The following is a 23,296-nucleotide window of genomic DNA, read 5'->3' as shown; positions in this document are numbered from 1 at the left end:
GATCGGATATGCCCCAGGGAATCCGCGACAAGGTCGTCATCCTCGGCATGGGCTGCTCGAAATTCGGCGAGCGCTGGGACATGGACGCCGACGACCTGATGGTCGAGGCCTACACCGAGGCGCTGGCCGACGCCGGGATCGAGACCAGGCAGCTCGACGCCGCCTGGCTCGGCACCGCCATCGAGGAGCAGCATGTCGGCAAGTCCGGGGTGCCGCTCGCGGTGGCGCTGCGGCTGCCCTACATCCCGGTCACCCGGGTCGAGAACTACTGCGCCAGCGGCACCGAGGCGTTCCGCGGCGCCGTCTACGCGGTCGCCTCGGGGGCCGCCGACATCGCGCTGGCGCTCGGCGTCGAGAAGCTGAAGGACACCGGCTACGGCGGCCTGCCGCAGCGCGGCCGCGGCACCCTGAACAACATGACCTGGCCGAACCTGTCGGCGCCCGGCTCGTTCGCCCAGCTGGCCGCCGCGTACCGGGCCAAGCACGGCTCGGCGCCCGAGGACCTGAAGCGGGCGATGGCCCATATCTCGGTCAAGAGCCACGACAACGGCGCGCGCAACCCGAAGGCGCATCTGCGCAACCGCATCACCATCGACACCGTGCTGAACGCCCCGACCGTGGCCGAGCCGCTCGGGCTGTACGACTGCTGCGGTGTCAGCGACGGCGCCGCCTGCGCCATCGTCACCACCCCCGACATCGCCCGCGGCATGGGCCGGCGCGACCTGGTCGCCGTCAAGGCGCTGCAGCTGGCGGTCTCGAACGGCCAGGAGGCGCAGCACAATTCCTGGGACGGCAGCTACTTCGCGACCACCCGGATCGCCGCGACCCGGGCCTATCGGGAGGCCGGCATCGAGAAGCCGCGCGAGCAGGTCAACCTGATGGAGGTCCACGACTGCTTCTCGGTGACCGAGCTGGTGACCATGGAGGACCTGCACATCTCGCCCGAGGGCCGGGCGGTGCACGACGTGCTGGACGGCTTCTTCGACGCCGACGGCACCATGCCCTGCCAGATCGACGGCGGGCTGAAGTGCTTCGGCCACCCGATCGGGGCGTCGGGCCTGCGGATGATCTACGAGATGTACCTGCAGATGCAGGGCCGCGCCGGCGAGCGCCAGCGCAAGGAGACCCCGCGCATCGGCCTGACCCACAACCTGGGTGGCTTCCCGCACCAGAACGTCTGCTCGATCTCGATCATCGGCCACCACGGGGCGTAAGCTCGCCGGGGCGACGCCCGTCGCTCCGTAGGTCCCGGATCGAGTCCGCGCGCGCGGCCTCGTCCGGGATGACGTCAGGAGGGGCGGGTCCCATTCATTGACGTCATCCCGGGCGAGCGGAGCGAGACCCGGGACCCACCCGCCGCCACAAACGCTAGACAGGAGAACACCACCCATGGGCAAGCTCGACGGCAAGGTCGCAATCATCACCGGGGCCGGCGGCGGGATCGGCGTCGCGGCGGCGAGGCTGTTCGCCGCGGAGGGCGCCAAGCTGATGCTGGTCGACCTGGACGGCGACCGGCTGGCCGCCCTGGCGCAGTCGATCGGCGACGACCGTGCCGACTGGGCAGTGGCCGACGTCACCGACGCCGAGCAGGTGAAGGGCTACATCGCCAAGACCGTCGACCGCTTCGGCGGCGTCGACGTCACCCTGCTGAACGCCGGCATCGAGGGCAAGGTCGCCCGCATGCAGGACCAGGGCGACGACGATTTTGACAGGGTGATCGCGGTCAACGTGCGCGGCGTCTGGCTCGGCCTGAAGTACACCATGCCGGAGATCGCCAGGCGCGGCGGCGGCTCGGTCGTGATCACCGCCTCGACCGCCGGCATCCGGGCGGTGCCGGGCATCTCGCCCTATATCTGCAGCAAGCACGCGGTGATCGGGCTGATGCGCTCGGGCGCCATGGAGGGGGCGGCGTCGAAGGTTCGGGTCAACACCGTGAACCCGTCGCCGATCGAGACCGACATGATCCACCGGCTCGAGGACGCCTACAATCCGAGCCGCGGCAACCGCCAGCCGATGGCCGAGGGCACGCCGCTGAAGCGCTACGGCCAGCCGGAGGAGGTGGCCCGGCTGATGCTGTTCCTGGCATCCGAGGACTCCTCGTTCTGCACCGGCGGCGTCTACATGGTGGACGGCGGGGTGTCGGCCGGCCGCGCCTGAAGCCGGGCCATGTCGGGTGGGTCGGGCGCCGCACAGATGGATTGTCAAAAAATGAACGATGGGTCATTGTTCATTTCGCTGCATCGAAGGAGTCCGTGACCGTCATGAGCACTGCAGTTCCGGATCGGGCGGAATCCCCCGCCACGGTCGTCGACGCGCTGATCATCGGCGCCGGGTTCTCCGGCATGTACCAGCTGCACTGCCTGCGCGACCGCCTCGGCATGAGCGCGCGGGTGCTGGAGCAGGGCGACGGGGTCGGCGGCACCTGGTACTGGAACCGCTATCCCGGCGCGCGCTGCGACTCCGAGAGCCACTCCTACTGCCTGACCTTCGACAAGGACCTGTACGAGAGCTGGGAGTGGTCGGAGCGCTATCCCGAGCAGCCCGAGATCCTGCGCTACATGAACCACGTCGCCGACCGCTTCGACCTGCGGCGCGACATCCGGTTCGGGACCCGGGTGACGGCGGCGCGCTGGGACGCCCGCGCCGATCGCTGGACGGTCGAGACCGCCGACGCCGAAGGCGGGGCCGGCGAGCGGTTCGCGGCGACCTGGCTGATCACCGCGGTCGGCTGCCTGTCCTCGGCCAACGTGCCGAAGCTGCCGGGGCTCGAGAGCTTCGCCGGCGACTGGTACCACACCGGCCAGTGGCCGCATGACGGCGTCGACTTCTCCGGCAAGCGGGTCGGCCAGATCGGCACCGGCTCGACCGGCATCCAGGCGGTGCCGGTGATCGCCGAGACCGCCGGCCACCTGACCGTGTTCCAGCGCACCGCCAACTACAGCATCCCGGCCCGCAACGCGCCGCTGACCCCGGAGTTCAAGCGCTACATCCGGGAGAACCGGCCGGCGATCCGCGAACTGATGCAGTCGACCCCGAACGGCCACGCCTTCGCGATCGCCGACCGCTCGGCCCACGACATGACCCCGGACGAGCGCGAGGCGGTCTACGCCGCGGCGTGGGAGAAGGGCGGCCTGCAGTTCCGGGCCACCTTCCGCGACCTGCTGGTCGACAAGGCGGCCAACGATACCGCCGCCGACTTCCTGAAGCGCAAGATCCGCGAGACCGTGAAGGACCCGGAGACCGCGCGGCTGCTGTCCGACATCGACCACCCGTTCGCCACCAAGCGGCCGCCGATCGACAGCCACTACTTCGAGGCCTTCAACCGCCCGAACGTCAGCCTGGTGGATGTCCGGTCCGACCCGATCGAGCGCATCACCCCGACCGGCCTTACCCTGCGCAGCGGCGCCGAGCACGCGCTCGACGTGATCGTGTTCGCCACCGGCTTCGACGCCATGACCGGGCCGCTGCTGAACATCGGAATCACCGGGCGCGACGGCCTGACCCTGAAGGAGGCCTGGCGCGAGGGCCCGAAGACCTATCTCGGCCTCGGCGTCGCCGGCTTCCCGAACCTGTTCACCGTGACCGGGCCGGGCAGCCCGTCGGTGCTGTGCAACATGCCGGTGGCGATCGAGCAGCATGTCGAGTGGATCACCGACTGCATCGCCGCCATGCGCGAGAAGGGTGTTTCCCGCATCGAGCCGGCCGCCGAGGCGGCCGAGGGCTGGGTCGCCCACGTCAATGCCGCGGCCGACGCCACCCTGCTGCCGATGGCCGGGCATTCCTGGTATCTCGGCGCCAACATCCCCGGCAAGCCGCGGGTGTTCATGCCCTATGCCGGTGGCATGGCGCACTACCGCAGGATCTGCGACGACGTCGCGGCGAAGGGCTATGAGGGGTTCGTGAAGAGCGCCTGACCGGCCGGTCGGTCGCTGAAGAACTCCATCACCCCGACGATCAGCCGGGCGCGGCCGTCCTCCGCCCCGACCGGCAGCAGCAGGCGGGCGTAGAGGTTGAGGTCGTCCAGGCCGGCGACCCCGACGCTGTTCACCACGAACACGCCGGCCAGGTCCTCGGCGCAGCGCCGGTGCTCGTACAGGGTCTCGTCGAGCGCCGGTCCCGCCGGCATCAGCTCGCGCAGGGTGGAGCCCTTGCGAATGCGATAGCGGGCCTTCACCGCTTCGCCGACCAGCCGGAACCGGAAGTCGCCGTCGCAGACGTCGAGCACGATCAGGTTGGCCAGCAGCGCCGGCATCGCCAGCGGGTCGACGTCGCTCCATTCCGGCGCCTTCCGGCCGCCGGCCCAGCCCTGCCAGACCTCGACCAGCCGGCTGGCGAGCGGGAACGCCGCCAGCGCCGCCGGCGGCGACGCAGGGTCGAAGGCGGCCAGACGCTCCGGGCGGAACGTCGGCTGGGGCCGGCGGATCGGGCCAGTCATCGGTTTGGCGGCGGTCGTCCGTGGGATGGGGGCGGCGATTCGCCGGGACCATGCCAGGGACCGGTTAACACAGCGTTACGCCGCCGGTCCGGCCCCTAGAGGTAGAGCTTCGGGACGTGCCCGCGCATGCCGCAGATCAGGTCCTCGGTCTTCAGCCCCCACTGGGCCGCCAGCTCGTACATCGTGATTCCGGCGTCGCCCTGGCGGCCGAGCAGGCAGACCTCGTCGCCGACCGTTGCATCGGGGATCCCCGTCAGGTCCAGGCGGATCTGCTCCAGGTGGGGCGGGCCGACGACTGGGGCCCGTTGCCCGCGGACCAGGGCCCAGGCGCCGTCGGGCGTCCGCTTCGGAAAGCCGTCGCCCCAGCCGAAGCCGGCGATGCCGAACGACCGGATGCCGGCCGGCAGTCCGACGGTGTCCGGGGTCTCCGGCCCGATCGCCCGGATCGCGGTCAGCCGGGTGCGGATGCCGGTCAGCGCCGGTTGCAGGCAGAGGGCGGCGCGCTTGGCCGGCGGGCTCAGCCCGAACAGCAGGACCCCGACGTCGACCATGGAGTAGTCCAGGTCGCGCTCGCCGTGCACGGTGTCGGTGCTGGAGGCGCACACCCAGCGCAGCGCCGGGCAATGCCGCCGGCACAGGTCCACCGCCCGGTCGAAGATCCGCTTCTGCGCGGCGATCGCCTCGGCCGGGGCGTCGGGCTTCTCCGACAGGTGGGTGTAGACCCCGACGACGTGGAGCCGGTCGCATTGCGGCAGGATGGTCTCGAGGAATCCGGCCAGCTCGGCCTCGCCGAAGCCGAAGCGCAGCAGGCCGACGTCGACCTTCAGGAACACCGGCCGGGGCCGCCGCAGCGCCGCGTTCCAGGACACGGCGTCGTGCTCGCCGGCGATCGTCACCGTCAGGTCGAGGGCCTCGGCCTCCGCGGCCTCCTCGGCCAGCGTGCCGCCATACAGCAGGACCGGCTTGTCCGGGGCGGCGGCCCGGATCGCGGCGGCGTCGTCCAGGCGGGCGGCGGCGAAGCCGTCGGCGCCGGCCGCCGCTAGGATCGCCGCCACCGGCCCGGCCCCGAACCCGTAGCCGTCGCGCTTCAGCGAGCAGAACGCCGCCACCCCGGCCGGCAGCAGGCCGCGCAGCCGGCCGAAATTGTGCCGGATGGCGGCGGTGTCGATCTCGTAGCGCGGCGAGGGAAGCGGAGCAGGCACCGTCCTCATGCGACCTTGGCGTACACCGTCTCGCCGCTGAGGCCGGCGGCGTCCATGGCGCGGGCGATCCTGGCGATCTCGGCGTCCGGCAGCTTCATCAGCGGCGGCCGGACGTGGGCCGCCTTCATCCGGCCGAGATGCACCAGGGCCTCCTTCATGCGGTTGTGCATGTCCAGGAACGGCGGGTCGTAGAACGCGCCCGTCGTCGGGTAGATGCGGTCGGCGACCGCCCGCGCGGCCGCCATGTCGCCGGCCTGGACCGCCCGGAACAGGGCGACCTGCAGGGCGGCGATCACGCTGCCCGCCCCGGACAGCAGGCCGTCGCAGCCCAGCACCAGCGACGACAGCAGCCAGGACGAGTGGGTCGAGAGCACCGAGATCCGGCGCGGCAGGGCGTGCAGCTCGCGGACCTGGCGCTCGTGCTGCTTGGTGTCGTTGCACCAGTCCTTGATGGCCACGACCGTGTCGATCTCCTGGCAGATCCGCAGCAGGGTCTCGACCGGATAGCCGAGGCCGGTTGCCAGCGGGTACTGGAACACCACGATCGGCAGGTCGGTGGCCTCGCGGATCGTGCGGAAGTGGCCGAGCGCCATCTCCGGCCGCATCGCGCCGCCGGCCGCGAAGGTGCCGGACGGGAACACCAGCAGGGCGCTCGCCCCGCCACGCTCGGCCCGCCGGGCGATGGCGGCGGCCAGGTGCGAGCCGTCGGAATACACCCCGTGCACCACCGGCAGGCGGCCGCCGACCTCCTCCATGGTGATCGCCATCACCCGCTCCTGCTCCTCGATGGTGCAGGTCGCGACCTCGCTGGCATGGGCGTTGACGGTGACCGCGGTGATGCCCTCGACCGCGCCGACGTCGCGCAGATGGGCACGGTAGCCGGCCTCGTCGATCGAGAGGTCGGCGTGGAACGGCAGCAGGCAGGCGGGGATCACCCCCTTGGGCTGGAACGGTAGCGGCATGGCGTCCTCCCGGGACGAGTGTTCGTTGGGCGGAGTGTAGGGTCGATGGACCGTGGGTTGGAAGCGGTAGCGACTTGCTCCCATTTTGGGAGTGCTCTATTCTGCAGCGATGCGGATCATCGCGCGGAAGACGCTCCGGGATCACTGGGAGAAGCCCGGGCGCCGGGACAGCGAGGAGCCGCTGAAGGCCTGGTACGCGATCGCGGCGGCCGCGGACTGGCCCGGCCCGGCCGACGTCAAGGCGCAGTACCGGTCGGCCAGCTTCGTCGGCGACCGCGCGGTGTTCAATATCGCCGGGAACAAGTACCGGCTGGTCGCGTGGATCAACTATCCATATCGCGTGCTCTATGTCCGCTTCGTGGGCACGCACCGGGAATACGACGCCATCGACGTCACGGAGGTCTAGCGATGACGCAACCCGAAATCAGGCCGATCCGCGACGCGGCGGATCACGAGGCCGCGCTGGACCGCATCGCATCGCTGATGGCGGCAGAGCCCGGCACGGCGGAGGGCGATGAGCTGGATGTGCTGGTCACGCTCGTCGAGGCCTATGAGAGCCGCAACCATGCGATCGAGGCGGCCGACCCAGTCGCGTTGATCGAGCATCTGATGGAGGCGCGTGCCCTCACGAGGGCGGATCTGCGGCCGGTGCTCGGTTCGTCGGGACGGGTGTCGGAGATCCTGAACCGCCGGCGCCCGCTGACCATCGCCATGATCCGCGGCCTGCACGAGCGTTTCGGATTGCCGGCCGAGGTGCTGATCCGGGAATATCCGCTGGCGGGGTGACCGAACCGGGATCTCGGCCGCCGACGCTCAGCTCAGCGCCGCGATGTCCGGCTTCGGCCGCGCCCTTGCCGGGATCGTCTGCAGGTGGCGCTCCAGGGCGGCGGCGACCGCCAGCAGCCGGTGGTCGCCCCAGCGCCGGCCGCAGACCTGCAGGCCGAACGGCGTGCCGGTGGCGTCCAGGCCGCAGGGGATCGAGATCACCGGGTGGTCGGTCAGGGTCAGGCCGTAGGCCAGCCCCAGCCAGTGGAAATAGCTGCGCAGCTCCTCGCCGTTGATATGGGTCGGGTAGAGCTGCGCGACCGGGAACGGCGGCACCGCCGCGGTCGGCGCCAGCAGGATGTCGTAGTCGTCCATGTAGGCCAGGAACGCCCGGTACAGCTTGGTCTGGCCGGCCTGGGCCTTGGCGGCGTCGGCGAAGGAATAGCCGTAGGCCTGCTCCATGTTGGCGATCAGGTTCGGCCCGAGGTCGGCGCGCCGGTCGCGGTAGTGGGCCTCGTGGCCGATCAGGAAGGACATCGACCGCAGCACCTCGAAGATCTCGTCGGCGCCCTGCAGCGGCGGCGCCTTGTCGTCGACGCTCGCGAAGGCGCCGCCGAGGTCGGCGATCACCTCGCCGAAGGTCCGGCGGATGCCGTCGTCGACCGGCGCGAAGCCGAGATCGGCCGAGACCGCGACGCGCAGGCCGCTCAGGTCGACCTCCGGCAGGATCGCCAGGGCGGCGGGGTCGCCGTTCCAGGCCAGCGGGTCGACCGGGTCGCGGCCGGCGATCGCCGACAGCATCAGCGCGGTGTCGGCCACGTCGCGGCCCATCGGGCCCTGCACCGAGATCGAGGTGTAGCCGATCCCGCGCCGCGACATCGGCACCAGGCCGGGGCTGGGCCGCATGCCGACCACCCCGCAATAGCCGGCCGGGGTGCGCAGCGACCCGCCGGTGTCGGAGCCGGTGGCCAGCGGCACCATGTCGGTGGCCAGCGCCACCGCCGAGCCGCCGGACGAGCCGCCGCAGATGCGGGCCGGGTCGAACGGGTTGCCGGTCGGCCCGAACACCGGGTTGGTGGTGTTGGCGCCGGCCCCGAACTCCGGGACGTTGGTCTTGCCGACGGCGACCGCGCCGGCGCCGCGCACCGCCGCGACGATCCGCTCGTCCTCGGCCGGCACGTTGTCGGCGTAGATCGGCGAGCCGAAGGTGGTGCGCACGCCGCCCGACACCATGGTCTCCTTGATGCCGATCGGCAGGCCGTGCAGGGCGCCGAGCGGCCCGCCGGCCATCACCTTGCCCTCGGCCGCGCGGGCCTCGGCCTCGGCGCGCTCCCAGCAGAAGGTGACGAAGGCGTTGAGCCGCGGGTTCACCCGCCCGATCCGGGCCCGGCAGGACGCCAGCAGCTCGACCGGGGAGATCTGCCGGGCGCCGATCATCCGGCGCAGGGTCAGGGCGCTGAGTTCGCAGAGCTCGGTCATCGGTGGGCCTTATTGTGCGGCGGCGTGCGCCGGGTCGCGGTGGGCGGGATCGTGCAGGTGGCACTCGACCATGCTGGCCTCGACCGTCAGCGGCCGCGGCGCCAGCTCCCGGCAGACCGGCATGGCGTGCGGGCAGCGCGGGTGGAAGGTGCAGCCCGGCGGCGGGTCGATCGGGTTCGGGAAGGTGGTGCCGAGCTGGGCGTCCGGCACGCCGAGCCCGGGCTCCGGCGTCAGCACCGAGTTCAGCAGCGCCTGGGTGTAGGGGTGCCGGGGCGCGCGGAACAGGGTCTCGCTGTCGGCCTCCTCGATGATCCGGCCGAGATACATGACCGCCACCCGGGTGGCGATGTGCTGCACCACCGCGAGGTTGTGGCTGATCAGGATGTAGGTCAGCCCCAGTTCCTTCTGCAGGTCGAGCAGCAGGTTCAGGATCTGCGACTGCACCGAGACGTCGAGCGCCGAGGTCGGCTCGTCGCAGATCACCACCTCCGGGCGCATCACCAGGGCGCGGGCGATGGCGACGCGCTGGCGCTGGCCGCCGGACAGCTGGTTGGGATAGCCGTCATAGGCCCGGCGCGGCAGGCCGCACAGGTCCATCATCTCCTTCACCTTGCGCTCCCAGTCGGCCGGGCCGCCGACGCCGTGCACCCGCAGCGGCAGCGAGATGATCGAGGAGATCGACTTGCGCGGGTTCAGCGAGGAATACGGGTCCTGGAAGATCGGCTGGATGCGCCGGGCGACCGCCTTGCGGTCCAGCCCGACCAGCGGCTCGCCGTCGATCGCGATGCTGCCGGAGGTCGGCTTCTGCAGGCCCAGCAGCATCTTCGCCAGGGTCGACTTGCCGCAGCCGGATTCGCCGACCAGGCCGAGCACCTCGCCCTTGTTCACGCTGATCGAGACGCCGTTCACCGCCTTCAGCGGGCGCTTGGGCTTGAACACCCCCTGGCGGACCTGGAACACGCAGGTGAGGTCGTCGGTCGAGATCGTCGGGGGAGCGGTCGTCGGGGAAGCAGTCGTCGGGGAAGCAGTCGTCGGGGCCGCCATCACGCCATCTCCGCCTGCCGGGCGGCCGCGCCGGCCGGGTCGAGCACGCATCGCACCATGCGGCCGGGCGCCAGGTCGCGCATCGGCGGCTCCGCCTGGCAGGCCGGCATGGCATGCGGGCAGCGGTTGGCGAAGGAGCAGCCCGCGATCTCGCCGATCAGCGACGGCACCACGCCCGGGATCGAGCCGAGATGCTCGCCGCGCGGCGTCCGCCCCGGGATCGGGATGCACTGCAGCAGGCCCTGGGTATAGGGATGGGTCGGGGCGGCGAATACCTCGGCCGCGGTGCCGGTCTCGACGATCTGGCCGGCATACATCACGGCGACCCGGTCGGCCATGCGCGCCACCACCCCGAGATCGTGGGTGATCAGGATGATGGCCATGTTGAACTCGCGCTGCAGGTCGCGCAGCAGGTGCAGGATCTGCGCCTGGATGGTGACGTCGAGCGCCGTCGTCGGCTCGTCGCAGATCAGCAGGTCCGGCCCGCACATCAGGGCCATGGCGATCATCACGCGCTGGCGCAGGCCGCCGGACAGCTGGTGCGGATACTGCTGCAGGCGGCTGGCGGCGGCGGTGATCCCGACCTTCTCCAGCAGGTAGATCGCCCGCTCGCGGGCCTCGCCGCGGCCGAGCGTGCGATGCCGGCGCAGCGCCTCCTCGAGCTGGTTGCCGATGGTGTAGGCCGGGTTCAGCGAGGTCATCGGCTCCTGGAAGATCATCGCCATGCTCTCGCCGCGCACGTCCGACATCTGGCGTTCGCTCAGGGCCGTCAGGTCGCGGCCGTGCAGCACCAGGCGGTCGGCGCCGCGCACCGCCTTGGCCGGCAGCAGTCCCATCAGGGCGAGCGAGGTCAGCGACTTGCCGCAGCCGGACTCGCCGACGATGCAGAGCGTCTCGCCCCGCGCCACCTGGAACGAGATTCCGCGCACGGCGCGCAGCGTGCCTTCGGCGAGCGGGATCGACACCGTCAGGTTCTCGACCTCAAGGGAGGGGCCTTCGGACTCGTTCATCTTGCAGGCCTAGCCTCGATTCTCGGGAGCGGTGACGTCTCTGACCCCGTCGCCCAGCAGGTTCACCGCCAGCAGCAGGGTGAACAGCGCGAGGCCGGGGATAGCGATCAGCCAGGCGTCGAACAGGATGTAGTTGCGTCCCTCGGCGATCATCAGGCCCCAGGACGGCAGCGGCGGCTGCACGCCGAGGCCGAGGAAGCTTAGCGCGGCCTCCAGCAGCACCGCGTGGGCGAACTCCAGGGTGGCCACCACGATCAGCTGGTTCATGACGTTCGGCAGGATCTCGCTGACCAGGATGTGCCAGGTCGAGCAGCCGGTGGTCTGGGCCGCCGCCACGAAGTCGAGCGACCGGACCTGCAGGGTGCTGGCCCGCATCACCACGGCATAGCGGTCCCACAGCAGCAGGCCGAGCACCAGGATCACCACCTCCAGCGAGCCGCCGATCACCGCCACCACCGCCAGGCTGACCAGGATCACCGGCAGCGACAGCCGGCAGGTGATCAGGAACGTCACCACCAGGTCGACGCGGCCGCCGAAATACCCCGCCGCCACGCCCATCGCGGTGCCGATGATGCCGGACAGCACGGCCGCGAACAGGCCGATCATCAGCGAGATCTGGGCGCCGTAGATCAGCCGGCTGAGGTAGTCGCGGCCGACCTGGTCGGTACCCAGGACATGTTCCCAGGTGCCGCCGGGATACCAGACCGGCGGCTTGATGCGGGCGGTCAGGATCTGCTCGTAGGGGTCGTAGGGTGCCAGCAGCGGCGCCAGCACCGCCATCAGCACGATGATGCCGAGGATCACGCCACCCAGGACGATGCCGCGATGCCCGAAGATCCGCCGGCGCAGACGCTGGCCCGGCGTCGGGCCGACTATCTCCTGGGCCGAGGGCAGCCCGCTGCTGACGACGCTCATCTCAGATCCACTCCCAGGCTCTCAGCCCACCCTGATGCGCGGGTCGAGCCATGCGTTCAGCAGGTCGGCCACGAAGGTCAGCACGATGTAGAGCAGCGAGAACAGCAGCAGGATCGCCTGCACGGTCGGGAAGTCGGAGCGCGAGATCGACTCCCAGGCCAGGAAGCCGGCGCCGTGCAGGGCGAACACCGTCTCGATGATCACCGAACCGCCGAGCATGAAGCCGAACTGCACGGCGGCCAGGCTGACCACCGGGATGATGGCGTTGCGCAGCGCGTGCTTGAACAGCACCGAGGCCGGGCGCAGCCCCTTGGCCCGGGCGGTCCGGATGTAGTCGGAGGACAGCACGTCGAGCATGCCGGTGCGGGTCAGCCGCATGAAGGCGGGCGTGGCGTAGTAGCCGAGCACCACGGTCGGCAGCACGAAATGCGCCCAGCTGTCCGAGCCCGAGGCCGGCAGCACCGGCCAGGTGAAGGCGAACAGCACGATCAGCATCAGCGCGAACCAGAAACTCGGCATGGCCTGCCCGACCACCGCCAGGAACAGCGCGCTGCGGTCGATCAGGCTGTTCGGATACATCGCCGCCAGCACGCCGAGCGGGATCGACAGCAGCACCGCGAACGACATCGCGCTGACCCCGAGGGTCATGGTGGTCGGCAGCCGCTCGAGGATCAGCTCCGATACCGGCAGGCGGAAATACAGCGAGGTGCCGAACTCGCCGCGCGCGGCGTTGCCCAGCCAGGACAGGTACTGCACCCAGACCGGCCGGTCGAAGCCGTAGTCGCGGCGCAGCTTCTCGATGTCGGCGTCGGTGGCGCTCTCGCCGGCCAGGGCGGTGGCGGGATCGCCGCTCAGATAGAGCAGGCTGAACACCAGCATGGAGATCGTCAGCGCCACCAGGATGGCCAGCACGATCCGCTTCGCTGTGTAGACGAGCATCCGGGTCCGCCTTGAAAAGAGGGCGGCCACCGCCCGGATGGACGGTGACCGCGGGTCTGCGTCTTACTGCCAGGAGGCCGTGAAGAAGCGCGGGATCTCGTCCGCGGTCGGCGTCCAGTTCAGGTCCTTGGTCATGGCGTAGTTGGTCGGATAGGTGAACAGCGGCACCCAGTAGGCCTGGTCGGCGATCTTGCCGAGCGCCTTGGCGTAGGCCGCCTTGCGGACCGCGCTGTCCATCGTGCCCGCCCCTTCGGCCAGCCACTTCTGCACCTCGGCGTCCATCGAGGTGTCGTCCGGCCCGCCGCCGAAGAACACGGCGGTGATGGCGTCGACGTCCGGCACCGAGCCCGAGCCCCAGGTCATGAAGGCGAACGGCACCTTGCTGCTGCGGATCGCGTCGCGGGTGGCGGCGTATTTACCGAAACGCAGGTCGGTCTTGATCCCGATCGCCGACAGGTAGCCGATGATCGGCTCCAGGAAGTTGCGGTCGCGATAGGCGTAGATCTCGGTCTTGAAGCCGTCCGGATAGCCGGCCTTGGCCAGCAGTTCCTTGGCCTTCTTCGGATCGTAGTCGTATTTGGTGACGTCCTGGGTGCAGCCGAACTGCTCCGGATAGCAGGCCGAATGCACGACCGTGGAGCCGCCGCGCACGATGTTGTCGGCGATCGCCGGGCGGTCGATGGCATGGGCCACCGCCTGCCGGACCTCGAGCTTCTGGAACGGGTTCTCACCCGACCGGCCGGCGGCGTCGAAGGTCATGTAGCCGATCCGCATGGTCGACGCCGGCTTGACCACCAGGTTCGGCAGGGTCTCCAGCTTCTCGGCCTGGTCGGCCGGCACCTTGAAGATCCAGTCCAGGTTGCCCGAGGCGAGCTCGACGATCTGGGTGTTCACGTCCGGGATGGTCCGCTGGACGATCTTGCCGATCTTCGGCTGGCCCTTCGGGCTGTCCTTGAAATAGTCCGCGTTCTTCTCGAACACGATCCGCTTGCCGGGCTCGACGGTGGTCACCTTGTAGGGCCCGGTGCCGATCGGCTTCACGCCCATGCCCTCGGCGCCGACCTTGTTGTAGTAAGCCATCGGATAGATCGGGATGTCGGCGGACAGGTACAGCAGCGCCAGCGGCGTGGTGTCCTTGGCGTAGATCCGCACCGTGTTCGGCCCGGTGGCCTCGGCGCGGTCGATCCAGGCGACCGGCTGGTTCTGCAGGATGCCGGTGCCTTCCTTGGTCAGGAAGGCGATGGTGCCGACCACGTCGTCGACGGTCAGCGTGGTGCCGTCGTGGAACTTGACGCCTTCGCGGATCTCGAACTCGAAGGTCTTGTCGTCGACGACCTTGTAGCTCTTCGCCAGCAGTCCCTTGAACTCGCCGCTCGCCGGGTCGAGCCACAGCAGGCAGTCCCAGACGTGGCGGTTGATGATGATGCCTTCGCGCGAATTCTGGAAGTAGTAGTCCAGCGTCGGTTGTTCGCGCTCCCAGGCGATGTTCAGGGTGTCGTTGGCCTTGCTGGCATGAGCGTCGCCGGAGGCCAGCATCGTGACGCCGGCGGCGCCTATAGCTGCCGACAACGCCAGACCCATCCAGCCCCCACGCCGATTTTTGATGCTGTCCATCTTGAAGTAACTCCCTGATCTTCTTGTTTCACCCACCTGAGATCCGGCGGATTCTTGTCGCCTTTCCTGACCCGAGCGCACCCCGTGAGCCGCTCGATCGTCGGAAGTGCGGCGCCTGCCGTCGTTTCCGGACCACGGTCATATCCGCACTGTTCTGTGCGCCCCGGTCGATCAATGCCTCATTTCATACCTGCCGCGCAAGCGTGGCAGGGCAACCTTCCATCCCCCGCAGACGCTATCAGCCGACCAATTCTGCAACAAATTACATTTCCCTCCGCTGCCATAACCTTTAAGTAATGCTCAAACGCGAACGTCTAGCCTTTGAACAGATCCCTGGCCGCCTGGACCAGGCAGGCCCTGAACAGGGTGACGGTTTCGTCCGCCTCGTTCGACAGCCAAAAGCACCTGGCTTCCGACAGGATGCCGTCCAGGTGCAGCGGCAGGATCGACAGCTCGCCGCGTGACGAGTGATAGCGGGCCAAGCCTTCGGGAAACAGCGCCAGATAGGGCATGGTGCGCATCAGGCTGAGGCTCAGGAGGATCGATGCCGCCTCGACCTGGCCGGCGAGCCGCCGGAGGCCGCGCTCGGCAAGGAACGCGTCCATCGCGTCGCTGGCCACCGATCCGGCTGTGGTCCGCAGCCACGGCCATTCCAGCGCCGCCTCCCAGGTGATGGTGTTCTGCCGCACCAGGGGATGGCCGGAGCCGGCCACGACGAGCAGCGGGTCGACACCGAGCGACAGCTGCTCCACGCCATCGAGGGGGGCCGGCCTCCACACCCGCGTCAGCATCATGTCGATCTCGCCGCCCAACAGCGTCGGCAGCATCTGGTAGAAATGCCCTTCGGAGACCGTCACGACAGCCGATGGCGCGGCCTGCACCATCAGCCGTATCGCTTCCGGCAGGATGGTCGGCATCAGGCTCGCCGCGACGCCGATCCTGACATGTCCGCTGAGGCCCTTGCGCAGCGCTTCGATATCGAACTCGGTGCGCTGCATGCGGTTCAGCACGTCCTTGGCGTGACGCACGAGCAGGGCCCCGACCGGGGTGAAGCCGACGGTATTGCCCTGGCGGAGGATGATCGCGCTGCCGAGTTCACGCTCCAGATCGGCTATCTGCTTGGAGACTGCCGGCTGCGTGACGTTGAACGCCCTGGCGACCTTGGTGATCTGGCCCAGCTGGTCCAGAGCTGCGAGAATCCGCAGGTGACGGATCTTCAACACGTCGCGGAAGAACCGGGTGTTCAAGCCGTCCGGATAACCCTTCAGCTGTTCGTTGCTCACGCCCGAGCTTCCACCGCCTGCCAAAGCGTCAGCGTAGGGCGCGGTGAGATCTATTCAAGCGAGAGACCGATTGCCTCCCTCGGCAGCGGAAATCCAGTCAGGTCGAAGGGTGGCCCGCGGTCGATCGGGATTTGCCTCGTTCTGCGGCTCAGATCCGCCGCCCTTCGGCTTCCCAGTACGGGTCGCGCAGGCGGCGCTTGAAGATCTTGCCGCTGTCCTCGCGCGGCAGGCCGGTGCGGATCTCGAAATGCCTCGGCACCTTGTAGCCGGCGAGCTGCGGCAGCATCGCCGCCCGCAGCGCTTCCGGTTCCAGCACCGCGCCCGGCTGCGGCTCGACCACCGCCATCAGGGCCTCGCCGAACTCCGGGTCGGGGATGCCGAACACCGCGCAGTCCTGCACCCCGGGCAGGCCGTGCAGCACCGCCTCGATCTCGGCCGGGTAGATGTTGACGCCGCCGGAGATCACCATGTCGCGCTTGCGGTCGCACAGGAACACGTAGCCGTCCGGGTCGCGCCAGCCGATGTCGCCGCAGGTCAGGAACCCGTCGCGCTCGACCGCGCGGCGCTTGTCCGGGTCGTTCTGGTAGGTGAAGTCCGGATAGCCGTCGATCCGCGAGTAGATCTCGCCGGGCTGGCCGTCCGGCACCTCGCGGTCGTCGTCGTCCAGGAAGCGAAGGCTGCAGCCGGGCGAGGCGCGGCCGACGGTCCCGGGCCTGGCCAGTGCCTGCTCGCTGGTGCAGTAGGTCACCGGCCCGGTCTCGGTGCCGCCGTAGAACTCGTGGATCACCGGCCCCCACCACTCGATCATCGCCCGCTTCACCTCGGCCGGGCAGGGCGCGGCGGCGTGGCAGACATGGCGGATCGACGACACGTCGTAGCGCCGCCGGACCTCCTCTGGCAGCTTCAGCAGCCGGATCAGCATGGTCGGCACCATGAAGGCGGTGTCGATCCGGTGCGCCTCGACCAGTGCCAGGAAGCCCTCCGGGTCGAACCGCGGCATCATCGCCACCAGCGCGCCCAGGCGGCCGGCCGCGACCCCGTAGCTGTTCGGGGCGGAGTGGTACAGCGGGCCCGGCAGGACGGCGCGGATGCCGGGCTTCAGCCCGTACACCAGGGCGCGCAGCCGGCCGGTCGTCTCGGCCTCGTAGGCGGTCGGGGCCCGGCGGCGCACGCCCTTCGGATAGCCGGTGGTGCCGGAGGTGTAGATCATGCTCTGCGGCGGCGGCAGGGCCGGGCCGTCATACGGTGCGCAGCCGGCCAGCCAGGCCTCGAGAGCAACGGCGCCGGGAAGCTCCGGCAGATCGTCCGCGATCCCGTAGGCCTCGCCGACCTCCGGCGGGACCGGCACCGAAACGACCGCCGGCCCCGGCGGGATCGCGGCCCCGAGCGTGGCCAGCAGGTCGGCGTGGGCGAACACCGCCCGGGCGCCGCAGTCGCGCAGCACATAGGCAATCTCCTCGGGCCTGAAGTGCCAGTTGACCGGCACCGCGTAGGCGCCCAGCAGCATGGTGCCATAGGTCGCCGCCAGGAAATCCGGGTCGTTGCGCATCAGGATCGCGACGCAGTCCCCCGGGCCGACGCCGAGCGCCTGCAGCCCGCCGGCGATGCGCTGGGCGCGCGCCGCGGTGGCGGCGGCCGGAACCCGGCGGTCGCCGCTGACGATGTCGGCTGAAAGGCTGATCACGGCCCCTGCTCCTCCCGCGGCCGTCTGCGGCGGCCATTGGCGTGAATCTGACACTTTGAAACGGCTTTTCGCAAGCGCGCCGCCGAACAATGAAATTGACCAAACGATCAACTTCGGTGCCAGAATGGCGGGTGGCCACGCAACGGCAGGAGGGTCGGATGTCCGAGCGACGTCTGGAGGCGGGGGTGGCGGCCGGACGGCTGGCGCCCGAGGAATACGCGAGCAACTTCGCCGACCTGCACCCGCCGCTCGACCGGCACGAGGCGCTGGTGGCGGCCGACCGCTGCTATTTCTGCTACGACGCGCCCTGCGTCACCGCCTGCCCGACCGGCATCGACATCCCGCTGTTCATCCGGCAGATCGCCACCGGCAATGAGATCGGCTCGGCCAGGACGATCTTCGACCAGAACATCCTGGGCGGCATGTGCGCCCGGGTCTGCCCGACCGAGACCCTGTGCGAGCAGGCCTGCGTGCGCGAGACCGCCGAGGGCAAGCCGGTGGAGATCGGCCGGCTGCAGCGCTTCGCGACCGACGCGGCGATGGCCGCCGGCAAGCAGTTCTACGGGCGCGCCGCGGCGACCGGGAAGCGGGTGGCGGTGGTCGGCGCCGGGCCGGCCGGCCTGGCCTGCGCCCACCGGCTGGCGGTGCACGGCCACGCGGTCACCGTCTACGACGCCCGGCCCAAGGCCGGCGGCCTGAACGAATACGGCATCGCCGCCTACAAGACCGTCGACGGCTTCGCCCAGGCCGAGGTCGACTACGTCACCGCGATCGGCGGCATCGACATCGAGTACGGCAAGGCGCTCGGCCGCGACGTCACGCTCACCGAGCTGTGCGGCGGCTGCGACGCGGTGTTCCTGGGCATGGGCCTGGCCGGGGTAAACGCGCTCGGGGTCGAGGGCGGCGACGCCGACGGCGTGACCGACGCGGTCGACTGGATCGCCGAGCTGCGCCAGGCCGGCGACCTCGCGGCCCTGCCGGTCGGCCGCCGGGTGGTGGTGATCGGCGGCGGCATGACGGCGATCGACGTGGCGGTGCAGGCCAAGCTGCTGGGCGCCGAGGAGGTGACCATCTGCTACCGCCGCGGCAAGGAGAGCATGAACGCGTCGGAGTGGGAGCAGGACCTGGCGGCCTCGCGCGGTGTCGCCATCCGGCACTGGCTGCGGCCGAAGCGGGTGCAGACCCAGTCCGGCAAGGTGACCGGCATCACGCTGGAATACACCGCCGTGCAGGGCGGCCGGCTGGCCGGCACCGGCGAGACTCTGACCCTGGCCGCCGACCAGGTGTTCCGGGCGATCGGCCAGAGCTTCGTCGCCGACCCGCTGGCCGGTGCGGTCGAACTGGAGAACGGGCGTATCAGGGTCGACGCCGAGGGCCGCACCTCGGCGCCGAAGGTCTGGGCCGGCGGCGACTGCGTGGCCGGCGGTGACGACCTCACGGTCTCGGCCGTCGCCATGGGCCGCGACGCCGCCGAGAGCATCCATGCGGCGTTGAGCTGAGGGAGACGGACATGGCCGACATTCGCAGCAGCTTCGTCGGGATCAGGTCGCCGAACCCGTTCTGGCTGGCCTCGGCGCCGCCGACCGACAAGGAATACAACGTGGTGCGCGCCTTCAGGGCCGGCTGGGGCGGCGTGGTGTGGAAGACCCTCGGCCTCGACCCGCACATCGTCAACGTCAACGGCCCGCGCTACGGCGCGGTCTGGGGCGCCGACCGCCGGCTGCTCGGGCTCAACAACATCGAGCTGATCACCGACCGGCCGCTGCAGGTGAACCTGGACGAGATCAAGGCGGTCAAGCGCGACTGGCCGGACCGGGCGGTCGTGGTGTCGCTGATGGTGCCCTGCGAGGAGGCCTGCTGGGCCGACATCATGAAGCAGGTCGAGGATACCGGTGCCGACGGGGTCGAGCTGAACTTCGGCTGCCCGCACGGCATGTCGGAGCGCGGCATGGGCTCGGCGGTCGGCCAGGTGCCGGAATACATCGAGATGGTGACGCGCTGGGTGAAGGCGTCGTCGCGCATGCCGGTGATCGTCAAGCTGACCCCGAACATCACCGACATCCGCTACCCGGCGCGGGCCGCCCACAAGGGCGGGGCCGACGCGGTGTCGCTGATCAACACCGTCAGCTCGATCACCTCGGTCGATCTGGACAGCTTCTCCCCCGAGCCCTCGATCGACGGCAAGGGCAGCCACGGCGGCTACTGCGGGCCGGCGGTCAAGCCGATCGCCCTGAACATGGTGGCCGACATCGCCCGCGACGTCGAGACCCGGGGGCTGCCGATCTCCGGCATCGGCGGCATCACCACCTGGCGCGACGCCGCCGAGTTCATGGCGCTGGGCGCCGGCAACGTGCAGGTCTGCACCGCCGCCATGACCTACGGCTTCAAGATCGTCCAGGAGATGATCGCCGGCCTCGAGAACTGGATGGACGAGAAGGGCCACGCCGACCTCGCCGCCTTCACCGGCCGGGCGGTGCCGAACGTCACCGACTGGCAGTATCTGAACCTGAACTACGTCACCAAGGCGCAGATCGACCAGGACGCCTGCATCAAGTGCGGGCGCTGCCACATCGCCTGCGAGGACACCTCGCACCAGGCGATCACCAGCACGGTCGACGGGGTGCGGCGCTTCGAGGTGATCGACGAGGAGTGCGTCGGCTGCAATCTCTGCGTCAATGTCTGCCCGGTCGAGGGCTGCATCACCATGGTGCCGTTGGCGGCCGGCGCGATCGACCGGCGGACCGGCCGGCCGGTGTCGCCGGACTACGCCAACTGGACGACCCACCCGAACAACCCGGCCTCGGCTGCGGCGGAGTAGCGGTGCGGCCGATGGCCCGCTATACCCGGTGGGGCTGGCGGCGTTCGTGGATCCCGGGGCCGGCGGCGGGCGCCGCCCCTCCGGGACGACGAAAAGAGATTGGCCGATGAGCCGCCCGTATTCTCCTCGCCTCCGTCATTCCGGAGGGGGCGCGTGAGCGCCCGGCTCCGGAACCCACCCGCCGCTCCCATGCCCGGGCAGGCTGCCCCGGTCCGCCGCGACGCGATGCGCGGCCACGCCGCCATGCTGGTGTTCGCGACCCTGATCAGCGGGTCGTTCAGCCTGGGCGGCATGGCGGCGCCGTTCATCGACCCGGCCGCCCTGACCGCCATGCGCTTCGTCATCGCCGCCGCGGTCATCGGGGCGGCGGCGGTGGCGATGGGGGCGCTGCGCCGCGCCGACCTGGCGTCGCCCTGGCGCTATCCGGTGGTCGGCGGCCTGCTGGCGACGTATTTCGTGCTGATGTTCGAGGGGCTGCGGCTGGCCGACCCGGTCAGCATCGCCGCGGTCTTCACCATGACGCCGCTGATGACCGCCGGGCTGGCCCGGCTGGTCGTCGGGCAGCGGGTGACCGCCACGGTGCTGGCGGCGCTGCTGCTGGCGGCGGCCGGTGCGCTGTGGGTGATCTTCCGGGCCGATCTCGACCGTCTGCTGGCGTTCGACCTGGGGGCCGGCGAGGCGCTGTTCCTGGTCGGCTGCCTGTGCCATGCCCTGTACATCCCGCTGGTCCGGCGCTTCGCGCGCGGCGAGAGCGGGCTGGCCTTCACCTTCTGGACCCTGTGCGCCGCCGGCGCGGTCACCGCGGTCTATGCCGCGCCGGCCCTGGCGGCGACCGACTGGCCGGCGCTGCCGCCGGTGGTGTGGACCGCGCTGCTGTACCTGGCGCTCGGCACCTCGGCGGTCACCCTGTTCCTGCTGCGCTACGCCACCCTGCGGCTGCCGTCCGCCAAGGTCATGGCCTACGGCTACCTCATCCCGAGCCTGGTCGCGGTCGAGGAGGGGCTGCTCGGCCATGGCTGGATCGCCGCCCCGGTGCTGCCGGGGGTCGCCGCCACGGTGGCGGCGCTGGTCTGGCTGGTGGCGATGCGCGAAGGCTGAGGCGACGCCGCGGCCGGGCCGTCCAGGGCTAATCCAGGCTGGCGAACATCTGCGGCAGGCCGGCCGCCAGCAGCCGCTGGGCCATCGCATAGGGCATCACCCGCACCTCCATCGACATCCGTCGGCCGGGATTCGCGATGCCGGGCTGCGTGCCGTGGATGTACTGGTGGTCGAAGATCATGACGTCGCCGACGTCCAGGACCGGTTCGACCAGCGGCCACTCGTCCTCGGCCCGGGCCAGCGCGTAGATCTCGTCCTGCGGAATTCCGGCCCGGCCGGGATCGATTCGCCGGTACAGGAGGCCGGCGTCGTCGACACGGCCTGCCAACTCGTTCCAGTAGTCCAGCGGCCAGTGCGGGCGGGTCGCGATCGCCAGCCCCGGCGCGTCGACGCCGACCGGGTTCAACGGCACCCAGACGGTGACGATCGGGATGTGCGGCCCGAACACATGGGCGTCGAAATGCATGGTCGCCGGCGCCGAGCGGAGACGCGGGTTGAAGTCCCGCAGCAGCGACTTGTCGATCGAGTACACGAGCCCGGGCCCCAGGATCTCCCGGCACAGCGCCGGAACCTCTGACTGCCGCAGCACGCCGACCAGCTCTCCCGGATTCTTCAGATGTCCCTGCACCATCAGGGTGCGGAACTGGACCGACCAGTTGCGATCGGCCTCGCCCTCGGCCGGTGGCGGGCGGTTGCCCAGTACCCTGGTCACGTAGTCCCGGATGCCCGCGACCCCGTCCTTCGCCAGAACCTGTCTGTGGATCTGAAAGGCCGGCGGAACGGCGAAGCGGATCCCCTCGGTCGCGGTGCTGATGGACATGATGGCTCCGCGTCGCTCCGGCCCGTCGAGTCGCCGCGGACGCTAGCATCGCCGGGGCGGACCGGCAATCGGCCGTCGCCGGGCCGGGCCGGGCCGGGCCAGGGCAGGACGCGGCCCCGGTCGGCCGCGCGCGATCGCTGCCGGGATGCTATTGTCGCACCCGTCTGCGGATGCCCGGCCCGTGTCCCGGATGGCGCCGCAACGGATTGGATCGCCAGGATGACCGCAGAGCAGGTGGCGCACAGGGTCGCCCGGGTCTTCGCCGACCGCCACCCGGCCTGGCACGGCGCGCTCCGGCCGGTCGGGCACGGTCTCGAGGCGGTGGTGTTCCTGACCGAGCTGGAACCTTACGGAGCGGTGGCGGTCAAGGCGCCGTGGCGGCGCTTCCCGGGCGGCAGCTACGGCGCCGGGGTCGACTGCCGGGCGCTGCTGCGCCAGGAGCGGGTCCTGGCCGCCTGGGCCGCCGCCGCCGGGCTGCCGGTCGCCCGGCCGCTTGCCCTGCACGAGACCGACGATCAGGACCTGCTGGTCTCGGCCTATGTGGAAGGCGACGACCGGCCGCCGGATCCGGCCGGGCTCGGCGCCCTGCTGAGCCGGCTGCACGCGGCGCCGCCGCCCGAACTCGTGCCGGTCGTGCACGGGCCGTCGGGCGATTTCCGGACCGCGCTGGCGGCGCGCATCCCGGACCGGCTCGATCGGGTCGAGCGGCTGGCCGGCGAGGCCCTGGCGGCCGACCGGTCCCGGCTCGACGCCGGGCGGCTGCGGGCGGCGCTGCCCGTCCGGCCGGGCCGCCTGCTGCACATGGACTTCCGGGCGGCCAACCTGCGCTGTCGCGGCGGGGCGATCCGGGCGGTCCTGGACTGGTCGAATGCCGCAATCGCCGATCCGGCCTTCGAGCTGGCGCGCATGCACGAGGCCGGCACCCTGACCGACGCGGTGCTGGACGGCTATGGCGACCGCGACTGGGCGGCCCGGGTGCCGCCCGCCGCCCGCATTCTCTATCACCTCGACGCCGCGCTGATGTTCGCCCTGGTGTTCCGCCTCGGCGCCCCCGACCCGGAGCGGGCGGCCGGTGCCACCGAGCGGGCGCGGGTCCTGCTGGCGGAGCTGCCGGCGGCGCTGGAGCGGCAAGCTTCGGCTTGACCGGGTCCGGCGCCCGGCTAAGGTTGTCCAATCGGTCAGGTTCCGGGCTGCGGTGCGGCGGCGCGCGGCGCTGGACGGCGGCGTT

General features: G+C 70.6%; 21 protein-coding genes. 9 read left to right on the top strand and 12 right to left on the bottom strand.

The window, feature by feature from the left end:
• The first annotated feature begins 8 nt into the window (after positions 1-8).
• From RIC31_RS08020 to RIC31_RS08010, 3 genes are all read left to right on the top strand, one after another.
• Positions 9-1,214, top strand: coding sequence for an acetyl-CoA acetyltransferase (locus RIC31_RS08020; protein ID WP_350104951.1), 1,206 nt, complete (start codon positions 9-11; stop codon positions 1,212-1,214).
• A gap of 175 nt (positions 1,215-1,389) precedes the next feature.
• Positions 1,390-2,157 carry an SDR family NAD(P)-dependent oxidoreductase gene (locus RIC31_RS08015; RefSeq protein ID WP_350104949.1) on the top strand — a complete coding sequence of 256 codons (768 nt, stop codon included), beginning with the start codon at positions 1,390-1,392 and terminating at the stop codon, positions 2,155-2,157.
• Positions 2,158-2,261: 104 nt separating this feature from the next.
• Positions 2,262-3,914, top strand: a complete 1,653-nt coding sequence (locus RIC31_RS08010; protein ID WP_350104947.1) for a flavin-containing monooxygenase — start codon at positions 2,262-2,264, stop codon at positions 3,912-3,914.
• Here RIC31_RS08010 and RIC31_RS08005 read toward each other — a convergent pair.
• The 3 genes from RIC31_RS08005 to RIC31_RS07995 all read right to left on the bottom strand — a co-directional run bounded on the left by RIC31_RS08005 (position 3,887) and on the right by RIC31_RS07995 (position 6,599).
• Complete coding sequence (locus RIC31_RS08005; protein ID WP_350104945.1) at positions 3,887-4,435, bottom strand: PAS domain-containing protein; 549 nt, start codon at positions 4,433-4,435, stop codon at positions 3,887-3,889. The two genes, RIC31_RS08010 and RIC31_RS08005, sit on opposite strands and share 28 nt — an antisense overlap.
• Before the next feature lie 95 nt (positions 4,436-4,530).
• The gene (locus RIC31_RS08000) at positions 4,531-5,637 is read right to left on the bottom strand and encodes an alanine racemase (protein ID WP_350104943.1); all 1,107 of its coding nucleotides are present in this window, start codon (positions 5,635-5,637) and stop codon (positions 4,531-4,533) included.
• A gap of 5 nt (positions 5,638-5,642) precedes the next feature.
• Positions 5,643-6,599, bottom strand: a complete 957-nt coding sequence (locus RIC31_RS07995; RefSeq protein WP_350104941.1) for a dihydrodipicolinate synthase family protein — start codon at positions 6,597-6,599, stop codon at positions 5,643-5,645.
• Between the two features lie 91 nt (positions 6,600-6,690).
• Between RIC31_RS07995 and RIC31_RS07990 the strand changes: the two genes are divergently transcribed.
• Together RIC31_RS07990 and RIC31_RS07985 are read left to right on the top strand one after the other, a co-directional pair.
• Positions 6,691-7,005 (top strand): type II toxin-antitoxin system HigB family toxin, encoded by a 315-nt coding sequence (locus RIC31_RS07990; protein ID WP_502990113.1) that lies wholly within the window; start codon positions 6,691-6,693, stop codon positions 7,003-7,005.
• Between the two features lie 2 nt (positions 7,006-7,007).
• Positions 7,008-7,385 (top strand): helix-turn-helix domain-containing protein, encoded by a 378-nt coding sequence (locus RIC31_RS07985; RefSeq protein WP_350104939.1) that lies wholly within the window; start codon positions 7,008-7,010, stop codon positions 7,383-7,385.
• A 27-nt stretch (positions 7,386-7,412) separates the two neighbouring features.
• Here RIC31_RS07985 and RIC31_RS07980 read toward each other — a convergent pair whose 3' ends face one another.
• The 8 genes from RIC31_RS07980 to RIC31_RS07945 all read right to left on the bottom strand — a co-directional run bounded on the left by RIC31_RS07980 (position 7,413) and on the right by RIC31_RS07945 (position 17,332).
• Entirely contained in the window at positions 7,413-8,843 is a 1,431-nt protein-coding gene (locus tag RIC31_RS07980) for an amidase (protein ID WP_350104937.1), read from the bottom strand.
• A gap of 9 nt (positions 8,844-8,852) precedes the next feature.
• Positions 8,853-9,887: an ABC transporter ATP-binding protein gene (locus RIC31_RS07975; RefSeq protein WP_350104935.1), complete on the bottom strand. Its 1,035-nt coding sequence runs from the start codon at positions 9,885-9,887 to the stop codon at positions 8,853-8,855.
• Positions 9,887-10,897, bottom strand: a complete 1,011-nt coding sequence (locus RIC31_RS07970; protein WP_350104933.1) for an ABC transporter ATP-binding protein — start codon at positions 10,895-10,897, stop codon at positions 9,887-9,889. Before RIC31_RS07970 ends, RIC31_RS07975 begins: the two co-directional genes overlap by 1 nt.
• A 9-nt stretch (positions 10,898-10,906) precedes the next feature.
• The gene (locus RIC31_RS07965; protein WP_350104932.1) at positions 10,907-11,812 is read right to left on the bottom strand and encodes an ABC transporter permease; all 906 of its coding nucleotides are present in this window, start codon (positions 11,810-11,812) and stop codon (positions 10,907-10,909) included.
• A gap of 21 nt (positions 11,813-11,833) precedes the next feature.
• Positions 11,834-12,751: an ABC transporter permease gene (locus RIC31_RS07960; protein WP_350104930.1), complete on the bottom strand. Its 918-nt coding sequence runs from the start codon at positions 12,749-12,751 to the stop codon at positions 11,834-11,836.
• A 63-nt stretch (positions 12,752-12,814) separates the two neighbouring features.
• Positions 12,815-14,365, bottom strand: a complete 1,551-nt coding sequence (locus RIC31_RS07955) for an ABC transporter substrate-binding protein (protein ID WP_350104927.1) — start codon at positions 14,363-14,365, stop codon at positions 12,815-12,817.
• A 314-nt stretch (positions 14,366-14,679) separates the two neighbouring features.
• Positions 14,680-15,648, bottom strand: coding sequence for a LysR family transcriptional regulator (locus tag RIC31_RS07950; RefSeq protein WP_350104925.1), 969 nt, complete (start codon positions 15,646-15,648; stop codon positions 14,680-14,682).
• A 148-nt stretch (positions 15,649-15,796) separates the two neighbouring features.
• Complete coding sequence (locus RIC31_RS07945; RefSeq protein WP_350104922.1) at positions 15,797-17,332, bottom strand: acyl-CoA synthetase; 1,536 nt, start codon at positions 17,330-17,332, stop codon at positions 15,797-15,799.
• 158 nt (positions 17,333-17,490) lie between these two features.
• Here RIC31_RS07945 and RIC31_RS07940 point away from each other — a divergent pair, with 158 nt between their 5' ends.
• The 3 genes from RIC31_RS07940 to RIC31_RS07930 all read left to right on the top strand — a co-directional run bounded on the left by RIC31_RS07940 (position 17,491) and on the right by RIC31_RS07930 (position 21,248).
• The gene (locus RIC31_RS07940) at positions 17,491-18,831 is read left to right on the top strand and encodes an NAD(P)-dependent oxidoreductase (protein ID WP_350104920.1); all 1,341 of its coding nucleotides are present in this window, start codon (positions 17,491-17,493) and stop codon (positions 18,829-18,831) included.
• 11 nt (positions 18,832-18,842) lie between these two features.
• Positions 18,843-20,150, top strand: coding sequence for an NAD-dependent dihydropyrimidine dehydrogenase subunit PreA (preA, locus tag RIC31_RS07935; RefSeq protein WP_350104918.1), 1,308 nt, complete (start codon positions 18,843-18,845; stop codon positions 20,148-20,150).
• Between the two features lie 153 nt (positions 20,151-20,303).
• Positions 20,304-21,248 carry a DMT family transporter gene (locus tag RIC31_RS07930; RefSeq protein WP_350104916.1) on the top strand — a complete coding sequence of 315 codons (945 nt, stop codon included), beginning with the start codon at positions 20,304-20,306 and terminating at the stop codon, positions 21,246-21,248.
• A gap of 28 nt (positions 21,249-21,276) precedes the next feature.
• Here the strand turns inward: RIC31_RS07930 and RIC31_RS07925 are convergent, their stop codons facing one another.
• Positions 21,277-22,068 carry a phytanoyl-CoA dioxygenase family protein gene (locus RIC31_RS07925; protein WP_350104914.1) on the bottom strand — a complete coding sequence of 264 codons (792 nt, stop codon included), beginning with the start codon at positions 22,066-22,068 and terminating at the stop codon, positions 21,277-21,279.
• Between the two features lie 219 nt (positions 22,069-22,287).
• Here RIC31_RS07925 and RIC31_RS07920 point away from each other — a divergent pair, with 219 nt between their 5' ends.
• A complete protein-coding gene (locus RIC31_RS07920; RefSeq protein ID WP_350104912.1) occupies positions 22,288-23,211 on the top strand; it encodes a phosphotransferase family protein in 924 nt (307 codons plus the stop codon).
• The last annotated feature ends 85 nt before the right edge of the window (positions 23,212-23,296 follow it).

Origin of the sequence: Thalassobaculum sp. (genome assembly GCF_040219615.1) — a bacterium.
Taxonomy (GTDB): Bacteria; Pseudomonadota; Alphaproteobacteria; order Thalassobaculales; family Thalassobaculaceae; genus Thalassobaculum_A.
The sequence above is the reverse complement of the archived record's forward strand: the minus strand, read 5'-3'. Positions and strand labels throughout refer to the sequence as shown.